General features: G+C 52.9%; 24 protein-coding genes. 6 read left to right on the forward strand and 18 right to left on the reverse strand.

Annotation, left to right across the window (positions count from 1 at the left end):
- Window positions 1–23: 23 nt before the first annotated feature.
- Complete coding sequence (locus J1778_RS21540; RefSeq protein ID WP_217174935.1) at window positions 24–1,205, reverse strand: alpha/beta hydrolase-fold protein; 1,182 nt, start codon at window positions 1,203–1,205, stop codon at window positions 24–26.
- A gap of 115 nt (window positions 1,206–1,320) precedes the next feature.
- Complete coding sequence (locus tag J1778_RS21545) at window positions 1,321–2,238, reverse strand: LysR family transcriptional regulator (RefSeq protein ID WP_217174891.1); 918 nt, start codon at window positions 2,236–2,238, stop codon at window positions 1,321–1,323.
- A gap of 101 nt (window positions 2,239–2,339) precedes the next feature.
- Between J1778_RS21545 and J1778_RS21550 the strand changes: the two genes are divergently transcribed.
- Window positions 2,340–2,960: a glutathione S-transferase family protein gene (locus J1778_RS21550; protein ID WP_217174892.1), complete on the forward strand. Its 621-nt coding sequence runs from the start codon at window positions 2,340–2,342 to the stop codon at window positions 2,958–2,960.
- A 6-nt stretch (window positions 2,961–2,966) separates the two neighbouring features.
- Window positions 2,967–3,887: a pyridoxamine 5'-phosphate oxidase family protein gene (locus tag J1778_RS21555; protein ID WP_217174893.1), complete on the forward strand. Its 921-nt coding sequence runs from the start codon at window positions 2,967–2,969 to the stop codon at window positions 3,885–3,887.
- On the opposite strand, the gene J1778_RS21560 is transcribed toward J1778_RS21555, so the two are convergent.
- From J1778_RS21560 to J1778_RS21575, 4 genes are all read right to left on the reverse strand, one after another.
- Window positions 3,869–4,222, reverse strand: coding sequence for an MmcQ/YjbR family DNA-binding protein (locus J1778_RS21560; RefSeq protein ID WP_217174894.1), 354 nt, complete (start codon window positions 4,220–4,222; stop codon window positions 3,869–3,871). The genes J1778_RS21555 and J1778_RS21560 overlap by 19 nt on opposite strands.
- Before the next feature lie 268 nt (window positions 4,223–4,490).
- Window positions 4,491–5,684 (reverse strand): amino acid aminotransferase, encoded by a 1,194-nt coding sequence (locus tag J1778_RS21565; RefSeq protein ID WP_217174895.1) that lies wholly within the window; start codon window positions 5,682–5,684, stop codon window positions 4,491–4,493.
- 150 nt (window positions 5,685–5,834) lie between these two features.
- Window positions 5,835–6,467: a YitT family protein gene (locus tag J1778_RS21570; RefSeq protein ID WP_217174896.1), complete on the reverse strand. Its 633-nt coding sequence runs from the start codon at window positions 6,465–6,467 to the stop codon at window positions 5,835–5,837.
- Between the two features lie 245 nt (window positions 6,468–6,712).
- Window positions 6,713–7,177, reverse strand: coding sequence for an Lrp/AsnC family transcriptional regulator (locus tag J1778_RS21575; RefSeq protein WP_217174897.1), 465 nt, complete (start codon window positions 7,175–7,177; stop codon window positions 6,713–6,715).
- 135 nt (window positions 7,178–7,312) lie between these two features.
- Here J1778_RS21575 and J1778_RS21580 point away from each other — a divergent pair, with 135 nt between their 5' ends.
- Complete coding sequence (locus J1778_RS21580) at window positions 7,313–8,092, forward strand: transporter substrate-binding domain-containing protein (RefSeq protein ID WP_217174898.1); 780 nt, start codon at window positions 7,313–7,315, stop codon at window positions 8,090–8,092.
- Between the two features lie 3 nt (window positions 8,093–8,095).
- Here J1778_RS21580 and alr read toward each other — a convergent pair whose 3' ends face one another.
- Complete coding sequence (alr, locus tag J1778_RS21585; protein ID WP_217174899.1) at window positions 8,096–9,175, reverse strand: alanine racemase; 1,080 nt, start codon at window positions 9,173–9,175, stop codon at window positions 8,096–8,098.
- 179 nt (window positions 9,176–9,354) lie between these two features.
- Complete coding sequence (gene dnaB / locus J1778_RS21590) at window positions 9,355–10,761, reverse strand: replicative DNA helicase (protein ID WP_113876676.1); 1,407 nt, start codon at window positions 10,759–10,761, stop codon at window positions 9,355–9,357.
- A gap of 182 nt (window positions 10,762–10,943) precedes the next feature.
- Between dnaB and J1778_RS21595 the strand changes: the two genes are divergently transcribed.
- On the forward strand, window positions 10,944–11,927 hold the full coding sequence (locus J1778_RS21595; RefSeq protein WP_217174900.1) for a quinone oxidoreductase: 984 nt from the start codon (window positions 10,944–10,946) through the stop codon (window positions 11,925–11,927).
- A 395-nt stretch (window positions 11,928–12,322) separates the two neighbouring features.
- Here the strand turns inward: J1778_RS21595 and pspG are convergent, their stop codons facing one another.
- Together pspG and dusA are read right to left on the reverse strand one after the other, a co-directional pair.
- Window positions 12,323–12,559 (reverse strand): envelope stress response protein PspG, encoded by a 237-nt coding sequence (gene pspG, locus J1778_RS21600; RefSeq protein ID WP_217174901.1) that lies wholly within the window; start codon window positions 12,557–12,559, stop codon window positions 12,323–12,325.
- Window positions 12,560–12,752: 193 nt separating this feature from the next.
- Window positions 12,753–13,760, reverse strand: coding sequence for a tRNA dihydrouridine(20/20a) synthase DusA (gene dusA, locus J1778_RS21605; RefSeq protein ID WP_217174902.1), 1,008 nt, complete (start codon window positions 13,758–13,760; stop codon window positions 12,753–12,755).
- A gap of 346 nt (window positions 13,761–14,106) precedes the next feature.
- Here dusA and zur point away from each other — a divergent pair, with 346 nt between their 5' ends.
- Window positions 14,107–14,616 carry a zinc uptake transcriptional repressor Zur gene (zur, locus tag J1778_RS21610; protein ID WP_217174903.1) on the forward strand — a complete coding sequence of 170 codons (510 nt, stop codon included), beginning with the start codon at window positions 14,107–14,109 and terminating at the stop codon, window positions 14,614–14,616.
- A 159-nt stretch (window positions 14,617–14,775) separates the two neighbouring features.
- Here zur and J1778_RS21615 read toward each other — a convergent pair whose 3' ends face one another.
- The 4 genes from J1778_RS21615 to J1778_RS21630 all read right to left on the reverse strand — a co-directional run bounded on the left by J1778_RS21615 (window position 14,776) and on the right by J1778_RS21630 (window position 17,936).
- Window positions 14,776–14,985, reverse strand: a complete 210-nt coding sequence (locus J1778_RS21615) for a CsbD family protein (RefSeq protein ID WP_112287077.1) — start codon at window positions 14,983–14,985, stop codon at window positions 14,776–14,778.
- Window positions 14,986–15,176: 191 nt separating this feature from the next.
- A complete protein-coding gene (dinF, locus tag J1778_RS21620) occupies window positions 15,177–16,541 on the reverse strand; it encodes an MATE family efflux transporter DinF (RefSeq protein ID WP_217174904.1) in 1,365 nt (454 codons plus the stop codon).
- A 298-nt stretch (window positions 16,542–16,839) separates the two neighbouring features.
- Window positions 16,840–17,448, reverse strand: coding sequence for a transcriptional repressor LexA (gene lexA, locus J1778_RS21625; RefSeq protein WP_047605531.1), 609 nt, complete (start codon window positions 17,446–17,448; stop codon window positions 16,840–16,842).
- Window positions 17,449–17,567: 119 nt separating this feature from the next.
- A complete protein-coding gene (locus J1778_RS21630; RefSeq protein WP_217174905.1) occupies window positions 17,568–17,936 on the reverse strand; it encodes a diacylglycerol kinase in 369 nt (122 codons plus the stop codon).
- A gap of 130 nt (window positions 17,937–18,066) precedes the next feature.
- Here J1778_RS21630 and plsB point away from each other — a divergent pair, with 130 nt between their 5' ends.
- Window positions 18,067–20,550 (forward strand): glycerol-3-phosphate 1-O-acyltransferase PlsB, encoded by a 2,484-nt coding sequence (gene plsB, locus J1778_RS21635; RefSeq protein ID WP_217174906.1) that lies wholly within the window; start codon window positions 18,067–18,069, stop codon window positions 20,548–20,550.
- 102 nt (window positions 20,551–20,652) lie between these two features.
- On the opposite strand, the gene ubiA is transcribed toward plsB, so the two are convergent.
- The 4 genes from ubiA to pgi form a co-directional block, all read right to left on the reverse strand.
- Entirely contained in the window at window positions 20,653–21,519 is an 867-nt protein-coding gene (gene ubiA / locus J1778_RS21640; RefSeq protein ID WP_217174936.1) for a 4-hydroxybenzoate octaprenyltransferase, read from the reverse strand.
- Between the two features lie 41 nt (window positions 21,520–21,560).
- On the reverse strand, window positions 21,561–22,100 hold the full coding sequence (gene ubiC / locus J1778_RS21645; protein WP_120163848.1) for a chorismate lyase: 540 nt from the start codon (window positions 22,098–22,100) through the stop codon (window positions 21,561–21,563).
- A gap of 89 nt (window positions 22,101–22,189) precedes the next feature.
- A complete protein-coding gene (psiE, locus tag J1778_RS21650; RefSeq protein WP_217174907.1) occupies window positions 22,190–22,597 on the reverse strand; it encodes a phosphate-starvation-inducible protein PsiE in 408 nt (135 codons plus the stop codon).
- A 251-nt stretch (window positions 22,598–22,848) separates the two neighbouring features.
- Window positions 22,849–24,495 (reverse strand): glucose-6-phosphate isomerase, encoded by a 1,647-nt coding sequence (gene pgi, locus J1778_RS21655; protein ID WP_217174908.1) that lies wholly within the window; start codon window positions 24,493–24,495, stop codon window positions 22,849–22,851.
- Window positions 24,496–24,681 lie beyond the last annotated feature (186 nt).

Consider the following 24,681-nt stretch of genomic DNA (forward strand, 5'->3'; position numbering starts at 1 on the left):
GGGAAGGAGCGACTCCTGAAACCTTACTTAAATATCTTCTGCACAAACTCCGCATAGGCCGGACGCCAGACGTCCATTTCGTGACCCAGATTCGGGTATTCGTGGTAATCAAATTTAATCTTTTTCTCTTCCAGCTCAGATTTCAGTCCGGCAATGTCTTTGCCCGTCACCACATCTTTTTCCCCCACCACGACGGTGAAGTTTTTCAGCTGCGCGTTGATTTTTTCCGGTTCAGAGAAGCGTTTCGCCACATCCGCATTGGGTACGGTGGTGGTGCTGACACCGCTAAAGGTCGCCAGCCAGCCGAACTGGTCGGGGTGGGTCATGCCGCTGACCAGCGCCTGATAACCACCCTGTGAAAGCCCGGCCAGTGCGCGTCCGGCGGCGTCATCGCGCACACGGAAGGTTTTGGAAATCAGCGGGATAATGTCGCCGGTCAGCTCTTTATCGGCCGCCGCCGCATTACGGGGGTAGAATTCCTTGCGGCGATCTTTGGTGACGTAATCTTCCGGCACCACACCTTTGGCGTCGGTTTCGGTATCAGGAATGACGACCAGCATCGGCGCGATTTTTTTCTCCGCCAGCAGGTTATCCATGATTTGCGGAATGCGTCCCTGATCCAGCGCCGAGCGACCGGTGTCACCAAAACCATGGTAGAAATACAGCACCGGCAATGGCTGTGATGCATCGCTGTAACCCGGCGGCGTCCACACCGCGACCTGACGCTCGGAATTGAGCGCAGCGGAATGATAGGTCAGCGTGCGGACTTCACCGTGCGACACGTTTTTCACATCCAGAATGCTGCCCGGCACCAGGATCAGGCTGGTGTTTACCTGACGCTGTGGTTTGGGCATCGCACTGCCCGGATCGGCAATACGCAAGCCATCAACGTTGAAGAAATATTCATAGAGATTTGGTTTCTGCGCATCCGACGTCCAGCTCCAGACGCCTTTATCATCTTTGGTCATCTGATGCGGAATGTACGTCACCGGCGTCGCGCCGGTCACCACGTCAACGTGTTCGGCGGTCGGCGCATACAGCCGGTAAGTGATGGTTGAATCGGGATTTACTACGGTGATGTAGTTTTTCGCGGCCACCGATGCATCAGGATCTTGCGGCAGGCTTTGCGCGGAGACAGTCAGGGAGACCGGCGCACTGAGCGCCAGGATTAAAAGCGTGGCAAGATTCAGCCGGTTACGGGTCATCATCCTTTCCTTCTGGGTTGGCGTGAGCAAACGGACAACCTGTCCTGAAGTAACTCACTGTTTTTGCACAACTCTCAGAGTAGGTTATTTTTACCGCATATAAGCGTGATCAGCGTCACTGTTCTGAGGATGCGTTTAACGCATGCAATTGGGGAAGCGCACTCAGCCGCTGATAAGCATAATCCCAGAATGTCCGTACCTTGCGCGGCATTTGCTGCACCTGTTGCGCGACCAGCTGAACCGGCAACGGCAGCGGTTCAAAATCTGGCAGCAGCCGGATCATGCGGCCCGCCTGCACATCGTCGCTCACCTGATAAGACAGTAATCGGGCAATCCCCTGCCCGCTGCGCACCGCCAGCAGCTGTGATTCGACGTCATTGGTGAGCAAGCGCGGCGAAAGCCGGACGCGCAGATCATCCTCATGTGGCCCGAAACGCCATTCGCGGATTTGCGTACGCAGCGTACCCATCACCGTCTGATGCGCGGCCAGTTCTGACGGATGCTGCGGTTCGCCATGCTGCGCCAGATATGCGGGACTGGCGACCAGAACGCGGGTGACTTCCGCGACCTTACGCGCCACTTTGCCTGAATCTTCCTGATGTCCGATACGCACTGCCAAATCCAACCCTTCGTCGATCAGATCCAGATTGCGGTCATTAAGCATCATTTCGATTTGCATATCAGGATGTTGCGCCAGAAATTCCATCACCAGCGGCGCGACATGTTTACGCCCGAACTGCACCGGCGCGGTGATACGCAACAGGCCGCTGAGCTGAGTTTCGGCAGTGTCTTCCACCGCGTCCTGATACTGGCTGAGCAGGACCCGTGCCTTTTCCGCCAGCCGTGCGCCCGCCTCAGTCGATGCCAGGCTGCGCGTGGTGCGCTCGACCAGTCTTGCGCCGAAACGGTGTTCCAGCGAGGCAATGGCGCGGGTAATCGCGGGCGGCGACCGGTGAAGTTTACGGGCGGCTTCCGCCAGGCTGCCATACTGAAGTACGGCGACAAAAATCGCCATTTCGTCTAAACGATCCATAGATTCTTCCACAAAGTGAAACACTCAATTTCAATCTTCGTGGATCACAATCATCTGGCGCAAGAGTAATCTTTATTTCAGACCCACAAAGGAGACCGCCCATGCCCGCTATTACACTTTACAGCACGCCGCTTTCCGGCCACTGCCACCGCGTGACCCTGTTGCTGAACATGCTCAGTCTGCCATTTGAGGCCACTGAAGCCGGAGCCGATGTGCGCAAGACAGAAGAATTTGCCCGGCTGAATCCGCTGCGCCAGATCCCCGTTCTGATCGACGGCGGGCACGTGCTCACCGACAGCAATGCGATCCTGGTGTATCTGGTAAAACGCTATGCGCCGGACAGCCATTGGTTGCCGGAAGATCCGTTGCAGGCCGCTGAGGTGCAGAAATGGCTGTCCCGCGCCGCCGGTGAAGTGCGTTTCGGTCCGGCGTCTGCCCGCATGGTGAAACAATTTTCTGCACCGGAAATTTACGAAAGCGCATTGCAGATTTCGGCGAAATTCCTGCCGCAGCTGGAAAAGCATCTGGAAAGCCGTGAGTTTCTGGCCACCGAACGCGCCACCATTGCCGATCTGGCCTGTTACAGCTATGTGGCGACCGCACCGGAAGGCGGCGTTTCACTGACGGGTTATCCGGCTATTCAGCGCTGGCTGGCACGGATTGAAAGTCTGCCGGGGTTTACGCCACTTCCGGCGTTGCCGCTGCCTGAAATTGTGGGGTAAAACACGATGAAGAACCCTTTCCATGCAGACGAAATCCTGGCTCAGGACATGGCAGGGTTTGACGTCGAAGCACACGGCATCCGTGAAGCCATGCCGGAACAGCACCGGCTGTTTTTCGCCGCGCTGCCCTATCTGTTTATCTCAACGCTGGACGAAAACGGCTGGCCGGTAGCGACCCTGCTGACCGGGCCAGCCGGATTTATCCGCACGCCTGACGAGTCGCATTTACGCATTAATGCGCCAAGGCGGGCAGACGATCCTGCGCTGGCCGCCTTAGAGCCAGGGAAACAGATCGGCGGACTGGGGATCGACTTTTCCAACCGGCGGCGTAATCGCGTGAACGGCAGGATCGGGCGTATCGATAAGAATCGGATCGAGATCGTCGTCGATCAGAGTTTTGGCAATTGTCCGCAGTATATTCAGATCCGCGAATTGACCGATGTACCGGTCAGTTTCCCCCTACCCGCACGGGAGGATATGACGGAGCCGGATGCCGACGCACGTGCGCTGATTGCCCGCTCTGACACCTTTTTCATCGCCAGTCACGCGCACGGCGGCGCGGATGTGTCACATCGCGGCGGTCGGCCGGGATTCGCACATCTGGTCGGGAACCGTTTGTGGGTGCCGGATTTTCGCGGTAACAGGTACATGAATACGCTGGGTAATTTGCTGGCAGAACCGCGCGCAGCGTTGCTGTTTATCGATTTCGACAACGGCGATATTTTGCATCTTCAGGGACATACGCAGATCCACTGGCAGCCGGAAGAGTTTCCGGGCCCGGAAGGCGCGGAACGCTACTGGAGTCTGGACATCACCCGCGCGTGGCGCTTTCGCGCCGCATTACCCTGGCGTGCGGCATCAGCGGATTTCTCACCCGCGACGCTGAAAACCGGCAACTGGTCAGGCGATCAGCTGCCAATTTCCTGACGAAGATGCTCTTCTAAGCCGGCGACGACCATCTGGTAAGAACTGTCGATCAGGGAATAAAATTGAGAATCCGGCAAAGTGCCATCGAGAACCACGGTATTCCAGTGCGCTTTGTTGAGATTCTTACCCGGAAGAATGCAGGTGTGTTCAGCACGTAACTTGCCGGCCATGCCGGTGCTGGTTTTCAGCGAAACCGCTTCATGTCCCTGACAATCGCAAAACATGGCGAACATGACGCCGCCCACTTTTATCTGATTTGCACCGAGCTGATTTTGGGTACTTTGTTCTGCTCCGGGTTTTCCCATGCAATAGTCGAGCAATTCCGCACTGGTCATTTTGGCCTTTCTCCTTGTCTGATGATGACGATCCCGCGAACCGGAATCGTCTATTTAGTGTGCAGCAACATCGTAAAAAAGAAAGGTAGCAGATCGCAAATACGAAAAAGGCCGACATTTCTGTCAGCCTTATACACATCCAATCCCCTAAATAATTTGGGTTACGGAAAGGCGGTAAGTTCAGGAAGCCCCGGGAGCAGGGACGTACCCTGTGACCGGGGTGAGTGAACGCGACCAACGCATCCGTAGCCCGAAGTATGACGGGGATTTACTGAACGGCGGCGAAAGCTTCAGCCACCTGTTTCACATTATGGTGATTCAGACCCGCCATGCAGACACGCCCGCTGAGGATCAGGTACACGCCGAATTCTTCGCGCAGACGAACGACCTGCGCTTCGCTGAAACCGGTGTAGCTGAACATCCCGCGCTGTTGCAGCAGGTAGTCAAAATTGCGGCCTGGCAATGCAGTTTTCAGGCTGTCGACCAGCGTGTGGCGCATTTCGAGAATACGGGTGCGCATTTTCTCAACTTCGGCTTTCCATTGCGCGTTCAGGGCGCTGTCACTCAGGACTTTCGCCACCACTTTCGCACCGAAGTTCGGCGGGCTGGAGTAGTTACGACGCACGGTCGCTTTCAGCTGGCCCAGCACGCGGCCTGCGGCTTCGCTGTCTTCACACACCACGGACAATCCGCCGACGCGTTCACCGTACAGGGAGAAAATTTTCGAGAAGGAGTTGCTGACGAAGCAGTTCACGCCTGCCGTCGCCATCGCACGAATGGCGTAAGCGTCGTCATCAATACCCGCGCCAAAACCCTGATAAGCGATATCGAGGAACGGGATCAGCTTGCGCTGTTTAGTGACTTCAATCACCTGATCCCACTGCGCTGGTGTCAGGTCAGAACCCGTCGGGTTATGACAGCACGGATGCAGCAGCACGATGCTTTGCGCCGGCAAGGTTTTCAGGCGTTCAATCATCGCGGTGAAATTCACACCCAGCGTTTCTGCATCAAAGTACGGATAAGTATGCACTTTGAAGCCTGCGCCACCAAAGATAGCCACGTGGTTTTCCCAGGTCGGGTCACTGACGTAAACTTCTGAATTCGGGAAATAAAACTTAAGGAAATCTGCACCGACTTTCAGCGCGCCGGAACCGCCAACGGTCTGAATGGTCGCGATACGCTGTTGTTTGAGCGCCGGATGATCGGCACCAAACAGCAGTTCCTGAATGCCTGCGCGGTATGCCGGCAGACCTTCCATCGGCAGATACACTGACGCAGCCTGTGGACCGGCGTTCAGCTGGTTCTCTGCATTTTCCACCGCAGCCAGTTGCGGAATAATACCCTGCTCGTCGTAATAAAGACCGATGCTCAGGTTTACCTTATCTTGTCTCGGATCGGTCTTGAAGCTTTCCATCAGCGACAAAATCGGGTCACCGGCATAGGCATCGACATGTTGGAACACGGTATACATCTCCTTGGTTTGGTTGAGTGGCGCGGCGATCCACGTCCGGCAGCCCGGCGCATCGCAACTGTTTCACAGACTATCAAAGTTCGTTAAAAAAGATGACAACTATGTTGTCATCTATCGGGCATTTTTTGTGCAGTGATTTCTTCAGACGCTGTAGCGCCCGGGACGATGATTCATCGCGATGATCAGATTGACGATCACCGCGCCCAGCACCGAAGCAATCAGCATCTCATAACTGACGACAAACAGTGACGCCAGCACGATGCAGCAGTCCACGCCCATTTGCAGTTTACCGGCGCGAATGCCGTATTTGTCCTGCAGGAACAACGCCAGAATGTTTACGCCGCCGAGGCTGGCTTTATGGCGAAACAGCACAATGAAGCCGATCCCCATGATTACGTTGGCAAATAACGTGGCGTAGAACGGCTGAAGATGATCGAAATGCACAAACAGCGGATGCAGATCGGAGAACACGGAAACCAGCGCAACGGCAGCAAAGGTTTTCAGCGTGAACGGCAACCCCATGCGGCGGAAAGAAAGATAATAGAAAGGTAAGTTGATAATAAAGAAGGCGGTACCAAACGAAATCTGTGTCACGTAATGCGCCAGAAATGCCATTCCCGCTGTGCCGCCCGTCAGCGCGCCGACCTGACGCAACATCACGACGCCAAAAGAAACCATCAGCGTACCGATAATGATCGCCAGGGCATCTTCAATTAGCGTATGCCCGATGCGCGGCTGCTCCACCGGCTGTTTGATGTCCTCAACATTTGCCATAATTCCCCGTACCCCAAAATAATAATACCAAAGACAGATTTTGAGATAATTAATGAGATAAGGAATTAAGGCAATATTCGCGCACAAAATTTGCATTAAAAATCGAAAATAAGATTTTATAACGCGTTAATTATTCTTTACATGCACAAATGACGCATATTAATTCAATATAACGCACCATTATAGTGAGGCTGCACCAAAACAAATCACCATAACAGTGCGCACAAAACAGAGGGGTAATATTCTCAGCTCAGCGTTAATAACCCGTTTTCTTTTAAACGGTTAAGGACTACCGATGTTTTTACATGAGCCACACTTTTATGCACTGACAGAATTTGGCTGATCAACGTGCTTAAACCGGCTAAATCCTTCACCGCGACCTTCAGCAAATAATCCGCATCACCGGTTGTTTTATAGGCATCAATAATCGCAGTCACTTCCCCCAGCATGCTGTGGAAAGCATCAACCTGCGCTGGCAAATGGTTGATAAGTCTGACTTCAATCAGACCAATCATCCCTAAACCGAGAGCTTCCGGTGCCAGACGCGCGTGATAACCGAGGATTAACTGAGCCTGTTCCAGACCAATCCGGCGACGTGAACATTGCGAGGCAGACAGCCCGACCAGTTCGCTTAATTCCTGGTTGGTCAGTCTTCCGTTAGCTTGTAATAAGGTCAGAATTTTCAGGTCATAATCATCAACGCTGTACATGGCACCTTTCCTGTCGTTTTAATTTTTATATGTCGCATTCTTATTGCAAAAAGCATTCCCACAATAACGAGTTATAAATACTTATCGGCTGTTTTTTCTTATACTTGCGCAAGATTTAAACGCAAGGAAAAAATAATGAAAAAAGTACTCTGCTCTCTCGCCTTACTGTCTGCTTTGCCCGTTTTCGCAAAAGCGGATACCACGTCTTCCCATCTTGAGCGCGTATTACAGAAAGGCTCGCTGAATGTCTGCACCACCGGCGACTATAAACCTTATACTTTTTTAAAAGAAAACGGCGAGTATGAAGGCATTGATATCGCCATGGCGCAATCACTGGCCGCGAGTCTGGACGTAAAAGTGAACTGGGTGCCAGTGACCTGGAAATCATTGCCGGACGAAATGAACGCAGGTCATTGTGATATCGCGATGGGCGGAATTTCCGTCACGCTGAAACGCCAGCAAAAAGCCTGGTTCGCTAACGTGTTAGATCAGGACGGGAAAATCCCACTGGTGCGCTGCGAAAATGTGCGTCAGTACCAGACGATTGAACAGCTGAACCGGCCATCCGTGCGCCTGATTGAACCGGAGGGCGGTACCAACGAAGCCTTTGTCCACAGCCATCTGCCAAAAGGCACGCTGACGCTGAGCGATAACGTCACCATCTTCCAGAAGCTGCTGGATAAGAAAGCCGATGTGATGATTACGGATGCGTCAGAAGCGCTATACCAGCAGAAACATTACCCGAAACTCTGTGCGGTAAACCCGAAAAAGCCGCTGCAATATGGCGAGAAAGCTTACATGTTGCCGCGTGATGACGTGAGCTGGAAGATGTATGTCGACCAGTGGCTGCACCTGAGTAAAGCCACCGGCGACTATCAGAAGATTGTCAGCCAGTGGCTGGGCGTTAAGAACTAAGGTTTAATCGCCAATGTAAATGCGGGCAACGCGCTCGCTAAGCTGGGTAATCAGCTCATAAGCACTGATACCGGTTGCCTGCGCAATGCGCTCAACCGGTAATTTCTCGCCCCAGAAAATCACTTCATCACCGACTTTATCTGTTGCTTCCGGCCCTAAATCGACGGTGATCATGTCCATCGATACGCGTCCTGCAATCGACACTTCGCGGCCATTGACTAAAACCGGCGTGCCATTCGGCGCACTGCGCGGAAAACCGTCGCCATACCCCATCGCGACCACGCCAAGGCGGGTATCACGGTCGCTGACCCAGGTGCTGCCATAACCGACCGGTTCACCGGCAGCATGGTCACGCACGGCGATCAGGCTGGAGGTCAGCGTCATTGCGGGTTGCAGCCCGAAATCGCTGGCCGCGCCGGTTTCCATCGGTGAGACGCCGTACAAAATAATGCCGGGGCGAACCAGATTCATATGCGATTCCGGCCACAGCAAAATCCCGCCGGAAGCCGCGATCGATTTCTGCCCCGGCTTGCCTTCGGTAAACGCGTTAAAGCTGTTCAGCTGTTTCGTTGTGGCATCGCTTTCCGGCTCATCGGCACGGCAGAAGTGACTCATCATATTGACCGGCTGAACGACATTTTTGCAGGCACTCAGGCGTTGATGGAAGGCTTCTGCCTGCGCCGGATGGACGCCCAAACGGTGCATTCCGGTGTCGAGTTTTAGCCAGACATTCAGCGGACGCGCGAGGTCGGCATTTTCCAGCGCCTCCAGTTGTTCGATGCTATGGATCGCGGTATCGAGCTGATGTTCAACCAGCAGCGGTAATTCACTGGCGGAAAAAAAGCCTTCGAGCAGAAGAACAGGTTTTACAACACCGGCTTTGCGCAGCATCAGCGCTTCGCTGAGACGGGAAACGCCGTAATAATCGGCATCCTGCAAGCTATGCACCGTCTCCAGCAGACCGTGCCCATAAGCGTTTGCTTTCACTACCGCAACCAGACGACTTTGTGGTGCCAGATGACGCACCCGTTGCAGATTGTGTCGCAGAGCGCGGCGATCAATGACAGCCGTAGCCGCTTTCATTTTGAGTCCTTTGCATGAAATTATTGAGGTTTTAGCAGCCTAAAGGCGCGTTATTGGCGCAGCCAGTTTGCGTTCGGCCAGCGCGGAAAAACCGGAGCGTACACAAAGTACGTGAGCCAATCTTTCCAAAAAAAGTGAGCACTGCCCGGGTTCAAAATGGCAAGTAAGCTAGCTCCGCACTAGTCTTCGTCGTATTGCGGGCCACCATAGTTATCAAATCGCGACCACTGACCATTAAAGGTCAGGCGGACGGTACCGATCGGGCCGTTACGCTGTTTACCGAGGATGATTTGCGCGATGCCTTTTTCTTCACTGTTATCGTGATAAACCTCGTCACGATAGATGAACATGATTAAGTCGGCATCCTGCTCAATGGAGCCGGATTCACGTAAGTCGGAGTTGACCGGGCGTTTATCGGCACGTTGCTCCAGGCTTCGGTTCAGCTGCGACAGCGCTACCACCGGCACCTGTAATTCTTTCGCCAGCGCTTTGAGCGAGCGGGAGATTTCGGCAATTTCCAGCGTACGGTTATCAGACAGCGACGGAACGCGCATCAGCTGAAGGTAGTCGATCATGATCAGGCTCAGACCGCCGTGTTCACGGAAAATACGTCGCGCGCGCGAACGGACTTCCGTTGGCGTCAGGCCAGAGGAATCATCGATATACATGTTACGTTTTTCGAGCAGAATGCCCATAGTGCTGGAAATTCGCGCCCAGTCTTCGTCATCAAGCTGACCGGTACGGATTTTGGTCTGGTCAACGCGGGAAAGCGACGCCAGCATACGCATCATGATCTGGTCGCCGGGCATTTCGAGACTGAAGATTAAAACCGGTTTGTCCTGCATCATCGCCGCGTTTTCGGCGAGGTTCATCGCAAATGTGGTTTTACCCATCGACGGACGCGCCGCCACGATAATCAGATCCGATTTTTGCAGACCGGCGGTCTTCTTATCAAGATCGGCATAGCCGGTTGAAACTCCGGTCACGCCGTCGTGCGGGCGCTGGAACAATTCTTCGATACGCGAAACGGTGCTTTCCAGAATGCGGTCAATGCTTTTCGGACCTTCGTCTTTACTGGCGCGGGATTCGGCAATCTGGAATACGCGGGATTCGGCTAAGTCCAGCAGGTCTTCGCTGCTGCGGCCCTGCGGATCATAACCCGCATCGGCAATTTCATTGGCGACGGAAATCATTTCGCGCACCACGGCGCGTTCACGCACGATGTCGGCGTAAGCACCGATGTTCGCCGCACTGGGTGTATTTTTCGAGAGTTCTGCCAGATAGGCGAAACCGCCGACGGAGTCCAGTTCCCCTTTCTGTTCCAGAGATTCAGAAAGCGTAATCAGGTCGATCGGTTTGCTCATTTCCAGCAAACGCTGCATTTCGGTGAAAATCAGGCGATGCGGGCGGCTGAAGAAGTCATTGCTGACCACACGCTCGGCGACGTTATCCCAGCGTTCGTTGTCCAGCATCAGCCCGCCCAGAACGGATTGCTCAGCTTCCAGCGAATGCGGCGGAAGTTTCAATCCTTCCATCTGGCGATCGCGGTTTTCGTTCTGTTGATTGGTCGGTTTTTTTGCTGCCATCTGTGGATTAGTTCCTGCTCTAAGCGCCTGTTTTATGAGCGTCCGGTTTCCAAAAATCGGAGCCAGACTCGCGCGACAGTATAAACCATTTCAAAAGGGTATTAACCCTTCGTGCCGAAAATCTGGATTGTCCCGGACATTTAGCCTAGGGTTGAAATCAGACTCCATCACGAGGGAAAAACATGGCAAAGCGCATCCAGTTTTCTGAAACAGGTACCCCCGAGGTTCTGCAATACGTTGATTATCAGCCACAAGATCCGCAGGCTGGCGAAGTTCAGGTTGAGAATAAGGCCATCGGTATTAACTATATCGATACTTACGTGCGCAGCGGTCTGTATGCGCCCGCCAGTTTTCCGGCCGGTTTAGGGACTGAAGCGGCAGGGATTGTCAGTAAAGTCGGCAGCGACGTGACCGGTATTAAGCCGGGCGACCGCGTGGTCTACGCGCAATCGGCGCTCGGGGCTTACAGTGAATTCCATAACGTGCCGCAGGAAAAAATTGCCCTGCTGCCGGATGCCATCAGTTTTGAACAGGCGGCGGCGTCCTTCCTTAAAGGGCTGACGGTTTACTATTTACTGCGCCAGACCCACGAGGTAAAGGCGGGTGAAACCATTCTTTTCCATGCAGCTGCCGGTGGTGTAGGCCTGATTGCCTGCCAGTGGGCAAAAGCGCTGGGTGTAAAACTGATCGGCACCGTAGGATCGGACGAAAAAGCCGAACGTGCTAAACAGGCCGGTGCATGGGAAACCATTAACTATCAGAAAGAAGATATTGCCACCCGCGTGGCGGAGTTGACCGGCGGTGAAAAAGTCGGTGTGGTGTACGATTCCGTCGGTAAAGACACCTTCGAGAAATCGCTGAACAGCCTGAAACGCCGTGGTTTGCTGGTCAGTTTCGGTAACGCTTCAGGGCCGGTGAAAGGCGTGGATCTGGCGATCCTCAATCAGAAAGGTTCGCTGTTCGTCACGCGCCCTTCCCTGAATGGCTACGTGACCAATCGCGAAGAACTGGCACATGCGAGCAGCGAGCTGTTTTCACTTATTGCCAGCGGCGCGATAAAAGTGGACGTCAGCGACGCACAAAAATTCCCGCTCTCTGAAGCCAGACGCGCGCATGAAACGCTGGAAAGCCGCGTAACGCAAGGCTCAAGTTTACTGATCCCATAACAGTTCCCTAAACCAATGCAAAAAAGGCTTCCAGAATATGGAAGCCTTTCTTACTGTCTGACTCAGACGACCTCTGATTTCAGACGGGTACTGCTGTAGGGGTACTGCCAGGTAAATCCACAGGGCGATGTCACTTAAGTGACTATTGTGTGCCTCAGCGGACTTGATGAATTCGGTTTACAGCCTGCTGGCTGCCAATGAATTCCATCCTAACAGTCACCCATGTTAAAAAATATGATTTATGCATTTCGACCGCACATTCTGACCCAGCTTGTGATCGCTAGCACATAAGCAAAAGTTATTGCTGCAACGATTACATTTTTTTGTGCTCAAAAGAGCCGCGTTAATCGCCAGTATTTCATGCAGTTACAGAAACCACTTATCGACATTAAAAATTACGGTAAACGGCGGCGGCGATATTTTGGCTGATCAGGTTTAATAAATGTCCGGTAAATCCACACGGCAACCACGGCCAAAACCAGCCAAGGCAACATTTTTATAACAATCGCCAGAAACCCACCCAGCATCATGAACGCAAATGCGACGATCAGCGCAGCGACCATGCCCAGCAGCGAAATGCCGGTCAGCATCAGCATAAAGAAAAAACCAAGCACGAAGAGAATTTCCAGCATCGGGTGCTCCTTAATAAGCCATGTGCAATAAGACGTGATGTCAGAACACAAGCTAGTTATTACAAGAAACGTGCCAGTGTGATGAGATAAATAACAGATTGAATTACAGAGAGAAAATAATTCGCAGGCACGAACGACCTGCGAAAAAATAGTAAAATTGACTAACAGATAGTGATTTTACTCACCTGATTTTTCAGGCCTGCGCCGTCATTGCCTGTGGGTGAGCGACCATCTGCAATGCCTGTTCAACGACATCAATGCCCGCGCCGGCTTTATGAGCGTTCTCACTCAGATGACGACGGAACTGACGCGCCCCCGGCACGCCCTGGAACAGGCCAAGAATATGGCGGGTAATGTGGCCCAGATAGGTGCCTTTGCTCAGTTCAGCTTCGATATACGGATAGAGCGCGCGGATAATATCCGGACCCGTTTTCAGCGGCGCGTCGCAGCCGAACAACTCACGATCGACATTCAGCAACATGCCCGGGTTCTGGTAAGCCTCGCGACCGACCATCACGCCATCCATAAATTGCAGATGCGTTTTGGCCTCTTCGAGGGTTTTAATACCGCCGTTAATCGCCATCGTCAGATGCGGGAAATCACGCTTGAGCTGATAGACACGCGGGTAATCGAGCGGTGGGATTTCACGGTTTTCTTTCGGGCTGAGGCCGGAAAGCCAGGCTTTACGCGCATGGATAATAAAGGTATCGCAGCCGCCGTTTTCAGACACCTGACGGATGAAATCACACAGGAATTCATAGCTGTCCTGATCGTCAATACCGATACGGGTCTTGACTGTCACCGGAATTGAAACCACATCGCGCATGGCTTTGATGCAATCCGCTACCAGTGACGCCTGCCCCATCAGACAGGCACCAAACATGCCGTTCTGCACGCGATCTGACGGGCAACCGACGTTGAGGTTAATTTCGTCATAACCCCGTTCTTCTGCCAGTTTTGCGCAATGCGCCAGATCAGCTGGATTGCTGCCACCCAGCTGCAATGACACCGGATGTTCAGCATCGCCAAACCCGAGATAATCCCCTTTGCCGTGAATAATGGCACCGGTGGTGACCATTTCGGTATACAGCAACGTCTGGCCGGTCATCAGCCGGTGAAAATGGCGACAATGGCGATCGGTCCAGTCGAGCATCGGCGCAACGGAAAAACGCTGGGCGGAGAACGGAGTGGTTTGGGGCATTGCGTGTTGAGTTTCTGACATCGGCCTGACATTCGCTGAAGGGGTTCGTGGCGCTCCCTCCGGCGCAACGCCAGAGGGAAGTTAATCGGTGATTATACCACAGAACAAAGATTCGGCATCTTGCGTGGTTTATTGGCTTGCAGACATAGCACTCCCATTCCGCAATGTTAATCGTCGTGCTGTTCAGCGACATTTGCTGGGTAAGAGAGTCGCCGGGAGACAGGCGCTGGACGCAATGGCGGGTTGAATGGCGCATAATTCGTCGTTTTAGCCTAAGCATGATAAAATCAACAATGGTCGCATGATGTGGCCTATCGAACCCAATCTGCGCTCAGAGAACGTTGCTATGACCCTGAATAATCCGGAAAAATTACTTTCGCAAGCTGAAGAACTTTGCCAGCAGCGCAATGTTCGTCTTACGCCGCAGCGGCTGGAAGTACTGCGCCTGATGACGCAACAACCCGGTGCCATCAGCGCCTATGATTTGCTGGATCTGCTGCGTGTCAGTGAGCCACAGGCAAAACCACCGACGGTTTACCGCGCGCTGGATTTTCTGCTTGAACAAGGCTTTATCCATCGGGTTGAATCGGCTAACAGCTACGTGCTTTGCCACCATTTCGAAGAGCCGAGCCACACGTCAGCGTTGTTTATCTGCGACCGCTGCGGGCTGGTGACGGAAAAAACCACTGACGGTATTGAAGAACGTCTGGCGAAACTGGCGTCGGAATCCGGCTTTGAGCTTCGCCATTCTGTCGTGGAAGCCCACGGTTTATGCGCGGAATGTAAGGTCGTGGAAACCTGTGAAAGCCATGAGCACTGCGATCATGACCACAGTATTGTGGTTAAAAAACGCTAAGGGATTTAGGTGCTTGAGCAGGGGGAATTGGTAAAGGTAAGGCATAACGAAGTAAAGACGTAAAGTTGGGTACATCCTTGTACCCGTATCCTGAAGCGTTCCGGGTAGGAGCAGCTAAATCTCAGGATACGTCACTGACACGCGAGGGGGAGTCGCGTATTACCAGTGATATTTGTTGCTGGTTTCCCATTCCTTGAGCTCTTTCTCGGCCTGATCTTTCTGATAGCCGTAACGCTCCTGGATCTTACCAACCAACTGATCACGTTTACCTTCAACCACTGTCAGGTCGTCATCGGTCAGTTTGCCCCATTTTTCTTTCACTTTCCCTTTGAACTGTTTCCAGTTACCGTCGGCTTGGTCCTTATTCATAAAATATCTCCTGTTACCTTGGGTTTATGGAGCTGCGTTTTGTTCCGGCAGCTCGTCCTTAACACTTCTAAGGTTAGTAGAGAATCTGGATTAATCCTCCCCGAACAGGGCTAAAAACCATTATTAGGATTATTCCAAAGCAGGAAATAACGGCAACAAGAGATTTATCTCTTTGATAAAACACTTCGAATTCAGTGTCCGGGAGAAGAAAACCAGGTATCGCGCTGCCAGTAACGACGCCATATCCATCCCAGTGAAAGCCCCCTCAAGCCGAGGAAAACGGTTAGCGCCAGCCACAGCGCATGGTTTCCCAGCACCGGTAAGGTCAGGAGCGTCAGTCCGTATCCGAGCGCTGCTACCAGCATGCTGTTCCGCATATCCCGCCCGCGCGTGGCGCCGATAAACATCCCGTCGAGCAGATAACACCACACTGCCACCAGCGGTAATACAATCTGCCAGCCAAGATAATGATCCGCCAGCTCACGTAATTGCGGTAAAGACGTCAGTGCATTAATGATTGTCTCGCCTGCTAAGGCATACATCAGCGCAAAGGCCAGCGCCACCAGCCCTGCCTGACGGCATGCGGCATGCCATACGTTCAGCAGCTTTTCGCGATTGCGCGCTCCGAACGCCTCACCGGAATGCGCCTCGATGGCATAAGCAAAACCATCGAGTGCAAATGCGGTAAAGGTCAGCAGATTCATCAGAACGGCGTTGACCGCCACAATGTGACTGCCCAGCCGCGCGCCCAGTACGGTCAGTGAGGCAAAGCAAAGTTGCAACAGCAATGATCGCAGCATGATGTCGCGGTTAAGTCCGAGAAGACGGCGCAAATTACCGCGCCATGCGGAAGTGATTTCTGCACGGGTAATACCGCGTCGTTTCATCACCCGCCAGACAAAATACAGCCCGATGAACAGCGTGAAATACTCCGCACTGGCGGTTGCCATCGCCGCGCCACGAACATTCAGCCCCAGCCCCATTACCAGCCAGATATCCAGGATAATATTCAGCAGATTTCCCGCAATCAGCAAAATCACCGGCCCGCGAATATACTGAATCCCCAGCAACCAGCCGAGGATCACCAGATTCGCCAGAGATGCTGGCGCACTGTACCAGCGAATGTCGATAAACAGCTTCGCCTGTTCCAGTACCGGCTGGCTGCCCCCGACGATATGAAATGCCAGTGCAATCAGTGGATGGCGGAACAACAGGATGAAGACGCCCGCCAGTATCGCCAGCAGAAAAGGCTGCACGAAAGCGCGCGCCAGCAACTGGTTATCTTGTGCGCCCAGCGCTTGCGCGGTCATACCGGTGGTGCTCATGCGCAGAAACAGCAGCATCATGAAGAGGAAAGTCGTCACCATCGAACCAACCGCCACGCCACCGAGATAATCCGCGCTGTCGAGATGACCGATCACTGCGGTATCCACCAGACCAAGAAGAGGCACCGTGATATTTGAAAATATCATTGGCAACGCCAGCGTCCAGAGCGCTTTATCGGCGGGGCTTAAAAAGGTGTTTTTGAATGATTGCCGCAGGGAATGATGTTGCATAGAGAATTTCATGCCGGAGGTTCAGGTTATGCCTGTAAATGACATCGCCCCTTTCGGGGCGATGATGAGAGAAACGCATTTCTCTTTGAATTCACATGGATGCCAGAGGCGGCCGCCATCCATATTCAATGTGTTTTAGTCTTCTCTATCTGACACAGCAATTTCTGACTCAGTCATATCTGACCGAGTAATTCGAGTTATATCAAGGCGGCAACTAAGCGAACGCCGGGAGCATACACAAGTATGTGACCGGGGTTCGCGAAGGCAGCCAACGCAGAGATAGCCCGAAGTACGAAGGTCAGATCCAGTCGCCGTTACGGATGACGCCTACGGCCAGCCCTTCAATGCTGAAATTCTGTTCACGCAAATCCACCACGATCGGCTGGAATTCGCTGTTCTCAGGCAATAACTGCACCACGCTACCCTGTTTTTTCAGACGCTTAACGGTGACTTCATCGTCGATACGCGCCACGACAACCTGTCCATTACGCACATCTTGCGTTTTATGCACAGCCAGCAAATCGCCGTCCAGGATACCGATATCACGCATCGACATCCCACTGACGCGCAGCAGGAAATCAGCGCTCGGCTTGAACATCGCGGGATCAACCTGATAATGCCCTTCGATATGTTGCTGTGCCAGCAACGGTTCACCGGCGGCAACGCGGCCGATCAGCGGTAAACCTTCTTCTTCTTCCATCAGCAGACGGATACCACGAGATGCACCGGAAACGATCTCGATAACGCCTTTACGTGCCAGCGCTTTCAGGTGCTCTTCCGCCGCATTGGGAGAACGGAAACCCAGACGCGATGCAATCTCTGCGCGAGTCGGTGGCATACCGGTGGTGGAGATATGATCGCGAATAAGGTCATAGACCTCTTGTTGTCTGGTCGTTAAAGCTTTCATTCCGCCCCCTGGTTGTTTATACAGTCTTGCTGTGAGTATATACAGCTAAACGGTCAATGAAAACCTAAGATTGAATAAAAACAGGGCATAACGGTGATTCCTGGAATACAGCTTCCAGATCAGAACCATCGCGGCCAAAAGATGCTGACCCAGATAAAAATCGCCAATATGATGGTCAGAAGTACGGCAGCTGAGCCGATATCTTTTGCACGACCTGAGAGCACGTGAAATTCAGAGCCGATACGGTCAATCGCGCACTCCACTGCACTGTTGAGCAACTCGGTGACGCAGACCAGCACCACGGAGCCTACCAGCAAAATGCGTTCAACCGTGCTCACATCGAGCCAGAAAGATAGCAAAATTAACGGGATAGCGACGCTGGCTTCCTGGCGAAAAGCCGCTTCGTTTTGCCATGCGGCTTTCAATCCTTTCCAGGAATAACCGGCTGCTTTATAAATTCGGGTAAATCCAGTGACTTGGTTCGCCATTTCGGGTACTGATCCTTGAAGGGTTGTCCTTAAAAGTGTGCCGTATTTTAGCTTTTATATGACCACAGATCTCCACGGATCTTTCTGGTATCCTTGCGGCGAAATGGCTAACAAGAGGCTTCACGTTTTTATGTCAGGTTGGCGTAGACTTTATTACACATTATTGAATTTACCACTCTCATTGCTGGTAAAGAGCAAGGTCATACCTTCAGATCCGGTTACCGAGTTGCATTTAGACCCGACGCGCCCGATTTTGTACGTATTGCCTTACAACTCCAAAGCGGACTTGCTGACGTTGCGTGCGCAATGTCTGGCAGAGAATCTGCCCGATCCCCTTATTCCGCTGGAAATCGACGGAAATTTGCTGCCAAGTCATGTTTTCATTGCTGAAGGCCCGCGTGTGTTCTCGTATTACACGCCGAAGCAGGAATCCGTAAAGCTGTTCCACGACTATCTGGATTTGCACCGCAACAACCCGGAATTAGACATTCAGATGTTGCCGGTTTCCGTGATGTTTGGTCGGGCACCCGGCCGTGAAGGTCAGGATGATACGCCGCATCTGCGCGTACTGAATGGTATCCAGAAATTCTTCGCTGTGCTGTGGCTCGGACGTGACAGTTTTGTCCGTTTCTCCAATACCGTTTCCCTGCGCTATATGGCGACAGAGCACGGCACAGACAAAACCATCGCCCAGAAACTGGCTCGCGTGGCGCGTATGCATTTCTCCCGCCAGCGTCTGGCGGCAGTCGGCCCGCGTCTTCCGGCTCGTCAGGATTTATTCAATAAACTGCTGGCTTCCAAAGCCATCGAAAAAGCGATTGAAGACGAAGCCCGCAGCAAGAAAATTTCCCACGAAAAAGCCCAGCAGAATGCTATCGCACTGATGGAAGAAATCGCGGCGAACTTCTCATATGAGGCCGTGCGTCTGTCAGATCGCGTGCTGAGCTGGACGTGGAACCGTTTGTATAAAGGTATCAACGTCAACAATGCTGAGCGTGTCCGTCAGCTGGCGCTTGATGGTCAGGAAATTGTGTATGTGCCCTGCCACCGCAGCCACATGGACTACCTGCTACTGTCTTACGTACTCTATCACCAGGGGCTGGTGCCGCCGCATATCGCTGCCGGTATCAACCTGAACTTCTGGCCGGCTGGCCCGATTTTCCGTCGTCTGGGTGCGTTCTTTATCCGCCGTACCTTTAAAGGCAACAAGCTTTATTCCACTGTTTTCCGCGAATATCTGGGCGAGTTATTCAGCCGCGGTTATTCGGTCGAATACTTTGTGGAAGGTGGCCGTTCGCGAACCGGACGTCTGCTGGAACCGAAAACCGGTACGCTGGCGATGACCATTCAGGCCATGCTGCGTGGCGGTTCACGTCCGATTACGTTAGTCCCGATTTACATCGGTTATGAGCACGTGATGGAAGTGGGTACCTACGCCAAAGAGTTACGCGGGGCGACCAAAGAGAAAGAAAGCCTGACGCAGATGCTGAACGGGCTGCGTAAACTGCGCAACCTCGGTCAGGGTTATGTGAACTTCGGTGAGCCGCTGCATCTGACCACTTATCTGAACCAGAACGTACCCACCTGGCGTGAAGCGATCGACCCGATCGAAGCGCAACGTCCGAGCTGGCTGACGCCGACGGTGCAGGATCTGGCAGAGCAGATTATGGTGCGTATCAACAACTCAGCCGCGGCTAACGCCATGAACCTGTGTTGTACCGCACTGCTGGCATCGCGCCAGCGTTCACTGACCCGTGAACAGCTGACCGAACAAATCGACTGCTATCTGCAACTGCTGCGCAACGTGCCTTACAACGCGGATTCTACCGTGCCAGATCTGACCGCAGATCAGTTGCTCGATCACGCGCTGAACATGAACAAGTTCCAGGTCGAGAAAGACAACATCGGTGACATCATCGTTCTGCCGCGCGAGCAGGCCGTGCTGATGACGTATTACCGCAACAACATCCATCATATGCTGGTGTTGCCGTCCCTGATTTCAAGCATCGTGATGCATCACCGTCAGGTCACCCGCGCAGAATTACTGCATCAGGTAGAACTGATTTATCCGATGCTGAAAGCCGAACTGTTTATGCACTACGATACGGCTGAACTGCCGCAGGTGCTGGATGTTCTGACGCTGGAACTGGCGCGTCAGCAAATCATTCATCTGGAAGACGATGAACTGACGCTGAATCCTGCACGTATCCGTACCCTGCAACTGCTGGCCGCAGGTGTGCGTGAAACGCTGCAACGTTATGCGATTACCTTCTCCCTGCTCACCAATAATCCAAGCATCAACCGCGGTGCGCTGGAGAAAGAGAGCCGGATTATGGCGCAGCGTTTGTCGGTATTGCACGGTATAAATGCACCGGAGTTCTTCGACAAAGCGGTGTTCTCTACACTGGTCGGCACACTGCGCGCAGAAGGTTATATCAGTGATACCGGAGATGCTATTCAGGAACAAACACGTGAGATTTACATCATGCTCAGTGACCTGATGACGCCGGATATCAAGCTGACGATCGAGAGTGCGGGAATGCCTTCTGAGCTGCCGCAACCGACGGAGCCACCGGCTGAGCCGAAGATGGATGTGCGCGATACCGATCATTAACCGGTATTAGCGCCAGCCACCAGCAGGCGGCAAAAACAAAACGCCCGGACTTTTTACAGAGTCCGGGCGTTTTTTATGGATACCGTCTAAGGTCTGGAAATCTCAGAAACTGAACGATGACAAGCTCATCAGAATGCCGAGGAACAGCACCAGCCCGACATAGTTGTTCTGACGGAAAGCCAGGAAACAGGCATCGCGTTCGCGTTTAGCAATCAGCTTCTGCTGATGCATAAACAGCGCAGCAGCCAGCAGCAGCGACCAGTAGAACGGCGCACCAAGCTGGGAAAGATGGCCGACAATGCCCATCAGCACTAACGTCGCCAGTTGCAGCAGCCCGATAATCAGCGTGTCAAAACGTCCGAACAGAATCGCTGTCGATTTCACGCCGATTTTCAAATCATCATCACGATCCACCATGGCATATTGCGTATCGTAAGCCACTGTCCAGCAGATATTGGCAGCAAACATCAGCCAGCAGCTGAGCGGTACGCTTTCGCTTACCGCCGCGTACGCCATCGGAATTGCCCAGCCAAATGCAGCGCCTAAAACGACCTGTGGCAGATGGCTGACCCGCTTCATAAACGGATAAATCCATGCCAGCGCCAGTCCGGCCAGAGAAAGCAAAATCGTCATGCGGTTAAGCAGGAGAACCAGCAGGAAGGACACCAGCACCAGCCCGACGAAAAGCATTTTCGCCTGCTTGCCGCTAATCGCACCGCTCGGCAACGGACGGTTCGCGGTACGTTTTACATGACCGTCAAATTTACGGTCTGCGTAGTCGTTGACCACGCAACCAGCTGCACGCATAAAGAAAACGCCCAGCACGAAAACCAGCAAAATCTTAGCCGACGGCATTCCGCCACCGGCGACCCACAATGCCCATAATGTTGGCCACAGCAGCAACAGCGAGCCGATAGGTTTATCAATACGCATCAGGCGGCAGTAATCACGCCATGTGCCCTGAGTCATACTTCCTGACACTCTCTGTTCTCCTTGTTGATTAGTCTGGCTCATGCCTTGCTCACTTTACCCTCGGGGCGATGCACCGGCGAGTCCGGCAGGAAAATTTCAGTCAGCAGCAGCGGCTTGTCTGAAAGACGCAGACGGGAACGACGCGCCCATAAATCGCCCTGTTCACTCTGCAATTGCCCCAGGTGAATGTAATCGCGGGTCAGGTTGTTGCCGCTAAACAGATAGCGCCCGAGGGGCACAGTGCCCAGATCAACCAGCGCCAGATCAGGCCCGGTCAGCGTTTCTTCAGGAATGACCGTGCGGCCCAACAGCCAGGGTTCGGCATCACCAAACAGCACGATTTCGCGGATCCAGTAACGGGCACTTTCCGGCAACTGCTGTGCTTCACTTTCACCCAGTTCCTCGCGGCTGACAAAACATTCGTTTTGCGGCTTCACGGTGACGGTAACACCCTGCTTTTCAAACCGGCGGGTCATGGATCCCATTTCCATCAGCCAGTCGGCGACATCCGCAGGCACCTGCGAGGGATCGTCAAACCAGTGGATCGGGGATTGTTCGGGGGAATGGGAATCAGACATCAACGGCTCCGTAATGAAGGTATTCATACCTCCAATGAATTATCTGCCCCGCATTCTAGCGCATGAATGCGGGGCAGTAATGGCCTGTTTTATTCGCGGCGCAAACGTTCGCCGTTAGCCAGGAACAGCGTCACGACCAGCACGAGGATCGCGCAGGCGTAAACCAGTGTGTCATAAGGACTTTTGTGGTCGACGATAATCAAACGGATAATCGCGGTGATACCGATGTAAATAAAATAACGTAACGGGAAGTGATAGCCCGAAGAAAAGTATTTAATAATCAGCGCAATAAACTCGAAATAGAGGAAGTAAATGACAATTCCCTCTATCAGCAAATACGACGAAGACTGGTCGTTATTAACGAACAACACCATCGCCAGATGATAGGTTTCGCGCCCGATAAAAATCATCAGGATCGCGGCCAGTCCCAATAAGAAAATGTTCAAGATTCGCTGCATAATGACGGATATCATCATTGCGCGTTTTGATCCTGCCATGTGATCTACATCCCACTTTTGTTATGAATACCCGCAGAATACCACAGAGTCCGCACCAGAAAACGAGCATTAAAAAAGGGCCAGCCGGTGAAAGCTAACCCTTTTATTTAGAAATAATTCGGCACGTTCCTCTAAATCATTCGTGCTGCATCCAGGCGGCAACTGAGTGAACTCCCGGGAGCATACACAAGTATGTGACCGGGATTCATGAAGGCAGCCAACGCCGAGGCAGCGCGAAGGATGACGAGGGATTAGCGCCAGTTTTTGAAGCGATTAATCAGGCCGTTAGTCGAGCTGTCGTGGCCGGTAACATCTTTGTCGCCTTCCAGTTCTGGCAGGATACGGTTCGCCAGCTGTTTACCCAGTTCCACACCCCATTGGTCGAAGGTGTAGATGTTCAGGATAGCGCCCTGAGTAAAGATTTTGTGCTCATACATCGCGATCAACGCACCCAGGCTGTAAGGCGTGATTTCACGCAGCAGGATGGAGTTGGTCGGACGGTTACCTTCAAACACTTTGAACGGTGCGACGTGTTTAACGTCTTCCGGTTTTTTACCCTGCTCGGCGAATTCTTTCTCGACGACGTCCAGAGATTTACCGAATGCCAGCGCTTCAGTCTGTGCGAAGAAGTTAGACAGCAGTTTAGCGTGGTGATCGCTCAGCGGGTTATGGCTGATAGCCGGCGCGATGAAGTCACAAGGGATGATTTTGGTTCCCTGGTGGATCAGCTGATAGAACGCGTGCTGACCGTTGGTGCCTGGTTCACCCCAGATGATCGGGCCCGTCTGGTAATCCACCGGGTTGCCGTTACGGTCAACGAACTTACCGTTGGATTCCATGTTGCCTTGCTGGAAGTAAGCAGCAAAACGGTGCATGTACTGGTCGTATGGCAGAATTGCTTCGGTTTCGGTGCCGTAGAAATCATTGTACCAGATACCGATCAGCGCCAGCAGAACCGGCAGGTTTTTCTCCGCCGGGGTATTGGCGAAGTGTTTATCCATCGCATGGGCACCGCTCAGCAGTTGTTCGAAGTTATCGAAACCAACAGACAGGGCGATGGACAAACCGATTGCGGACCACAGTGAATAACGGCCGCCGACCCAGTCCCAGAATTCGAACATGTTGTCGGTGTCGATACCAAACTCACTCACCGCTTTACCGTTGGTAGACAGCGCCGCGAAGTGTTTCGCCACGTGTTTGTTGTCGCCAGCAGTTTTCAGGAACCAGTCACGCGCGCTGTGGGCGTTGGTCATGGTTTCCTGGGTGGTGAAGGTTTTTGATGCGACCAGGAACAGTGTGGTTTCCGGTGATAAATCTTTCAGCGTTTCGGCGATGTGTGTGCCATCCACGTTGGAGACGAAATGCATGTTCAGGTGGTTTTTGTACGGACGCAGCGCTTCGGTCACCATGAACGGGCCGAGGTCTGAACCGCCGATACCGATGTTCACCACGTCAGTGATGGCTTTGCCGGTATAACCTTTCCACTCGCCACCGATAACGCGTTCGGTGAAGCTTTTGATTTTCGCCAGAACCGCATTCACTTCCGGCATCACATCTTTGCCGTCCACGACGATTGGCGTGTTGCTGCGGTTACGCAGGGCAACGTGCAACACGGCGCGGTCTTCTGTGCGGTTGATCTTCTCGCCAGAGAACATCGATTTGATGGCACCCTGAAGGTCGGTCTCTTTCGCCAGCGCCTGCAGTTTGTCCAGCGTCTCTGTAGTGATACGGTTTTTGGAGAAATCGACCAGCATCTGGTCTTCAAACGTGGCAGAGAATTTGGAGAAACGATCACCATCTTCAGCAAACAGATGGCTAATCTGCACATCTTTCATCTTGTCGAAATGCTGCTGCAGGGCTTGCCAGGCAGCGGTCTGAGTTGGATTGATATTTTTCATAGCAATGCTCTTAGGCTGAGAATAAATATGAGGTAACTGTCCCGATTGTATCCTGAACTTCCCGGGAAGAGATGCCTTTTCTTGCGATAGGTCAGATCTGCTAAATCACAATGACAGAGAACAATATTAGATGAGAATCGCTCAAAATGTGGCGCAGGGGCCGCGAGACCGTTGACAGACGCGCCA

Origin of the sequence: Rahnella bonaserana (assembly GCF_019049675.1) — a bacterium.
Taxonomy (GTDB): domain Bacteria; phylum Pseudomonadota; class Gammaproteobacteria; order Enterobacterales; family Enterobacteriaceae; genus Rahnella; species Rahnella bonaserana.

Excerpts from the sequence above, each read along its gene's own strand:
- plsB (WP_217174906.1), top strand. The coding sequence starts at position 18,067 with ATGTCAGGTTGGCGTAGACTTTATTACACATTATTGAATTTACCACTC.
- J1778_RS21540 (WP_217174935.1), bottom strand. The coding sequence starts at position 1,205 with ATGACCCGTAACCGGCTGAATCTTGCCACGCTTTTAATCCTGGCGCTC.
- zur (WP_217174903.1), top strand. The coding sequence starts at position 14,107 with ATGACCCTGAATAATCCGGAAAAATTACTTTCGCAAGCTGAAGAACTT.
- J1778_RS21560 (WP_217174894.1), bottom strand. The coding sequence starts at position 4,222 with ATGACCAGTGCGGAATTGCTCGACTATTGCATGGGAAAACCCGGAGCA.
- ubiA (WP_217174936.1), bottom strand. The coding sequence starts at position 21,519 with ATGACTCAGGGCACATGGCGTGATTACTGCCGCCTGATGCGTATTGAT.
- lexA (WP_047605531.1), bottom strand. The coding sequence starts at position 17,448 with ATGAAAGCTTTAACGACCAGACAACAAGAGGTCTATGACCTTATTCGC.
- J1778_RS21570 (WP_217174896.1), bottom strand. The coding sequence starts at position 6,467 with ATGGCAAATGTTGAGGACATCAAACAGCCGGTGGAGCAGCCGCGCATC.
- psiE (WP_217174907.1), bottom strand. The coding sequence starts at position 22,597 with ATGGCAGGATCAAAACGCGCAATGATGATATCCGTCATTATGCAGCGA.
- J1778_RS21595 (WP_217174900.1), top strand. The coding sequence starts at position 10,944 with ATGGCAAAGCGCATCCAGTTTTCTGAAACAGGTACCCCCGAGGTTCTG.
- ubiC (WP_120163848.1), bottom strand. The coding sequence starts at position 22,100 with ATGTCTGATTCCCATTCCCCCGAACAATCCCCGATCCACTGGTTTGAC.
- J1778_RS21615 (WP_112287077.1), bottom strand. The coding sequence starts at position 14,985 with ATGAATAAGGACCAAGCCGACGGTAACTGGAAACAGTTCAAAGGGAAA.
- pgi (WP_217174908.1), bottom strand. The coding sequence starts at position 24,495 with ATGAAAAATATCAATCCAACTCAGACCGCTGCCTGGCAAGCCCTGCAG.
- dusA (WP_217174902.1), bottom strand. The coding sequence starts at position 13,760 with ATGCCCCAAACCACTCCGTTCTCCGCCCAGCGTTTTTCCGTTGCGCCG.
- alr (WP_217174899.1), bottom strand. The coding sequence starts at position 9,175 with ATGAAAGCGGCTACGGCTGTCATTGATCGCCGCGCTCTGCGACACAAT.
- dnaB (WP_113876676.1), bottom strand. The coding sequence starts at position 10,761 with ATGGCAGCAAAAAAACCGACCAATCAACAGAACGAAAACCGCGATCGC.
- J1778_RS21630 (WP_217174905.1), bottom strand. The coding sequence starts at position 17,936 with ATGGCGAACCAAGTCACTGGATTTACCCGAATTTATAAAGCAGCCGGT.
- dinF (WP_217174904.1), bottom strand. The coding sequence starts at position 16,541 with ATGCAACATCATTCCCTGCGGCAATCATTCAAAAACACCTTTTTAAGC.
- J1778_RS21545 (WP_217174891.1), bottom strand. The coding sequence starts at position 2,238 with ATGGATCGTTTAGACGAAATGGCGATTTTTGTCGCCGTACTTCAGTAT.
- J1778_RS21550 (WP_217174892.1), top strand. The coding sequence starts at position 2,340 with ATGCCCGCTATTACACTTTACAGCACGCCGCTTTCCGGCCACTGCCAC.
- pspG (WP_217174901.1), bottom strand. The coding sequence starts at position 12,559 with ATGCTGGAAATTCTCTTCGTGCTTGGTTTTTTCTTTATGCTGATGCTG.
- J1778_RS21575 (WP_217174897.1), bottom strand. The coding sequence starts at position 7,177 with ATGTACAGCGTTGATGATTATGACCTGAAAATTCTGACCTTATTACAA.
- J1778_RS21555 (WP_217174893.1), top strand. The coding sequence starts at position 2,967 with ATGAAGAACCCTTTCCATGCAGACGAAATCCTGGCTCAGGACATGGCA.
- J1778_RS21580 (WP_217174898.1), top strand. The coding sequence starts at position 7,313 with ATGAAAAAAGTACTCTGCTCTCTCGCCTTACTGTCTGCTTTGCCCGTT.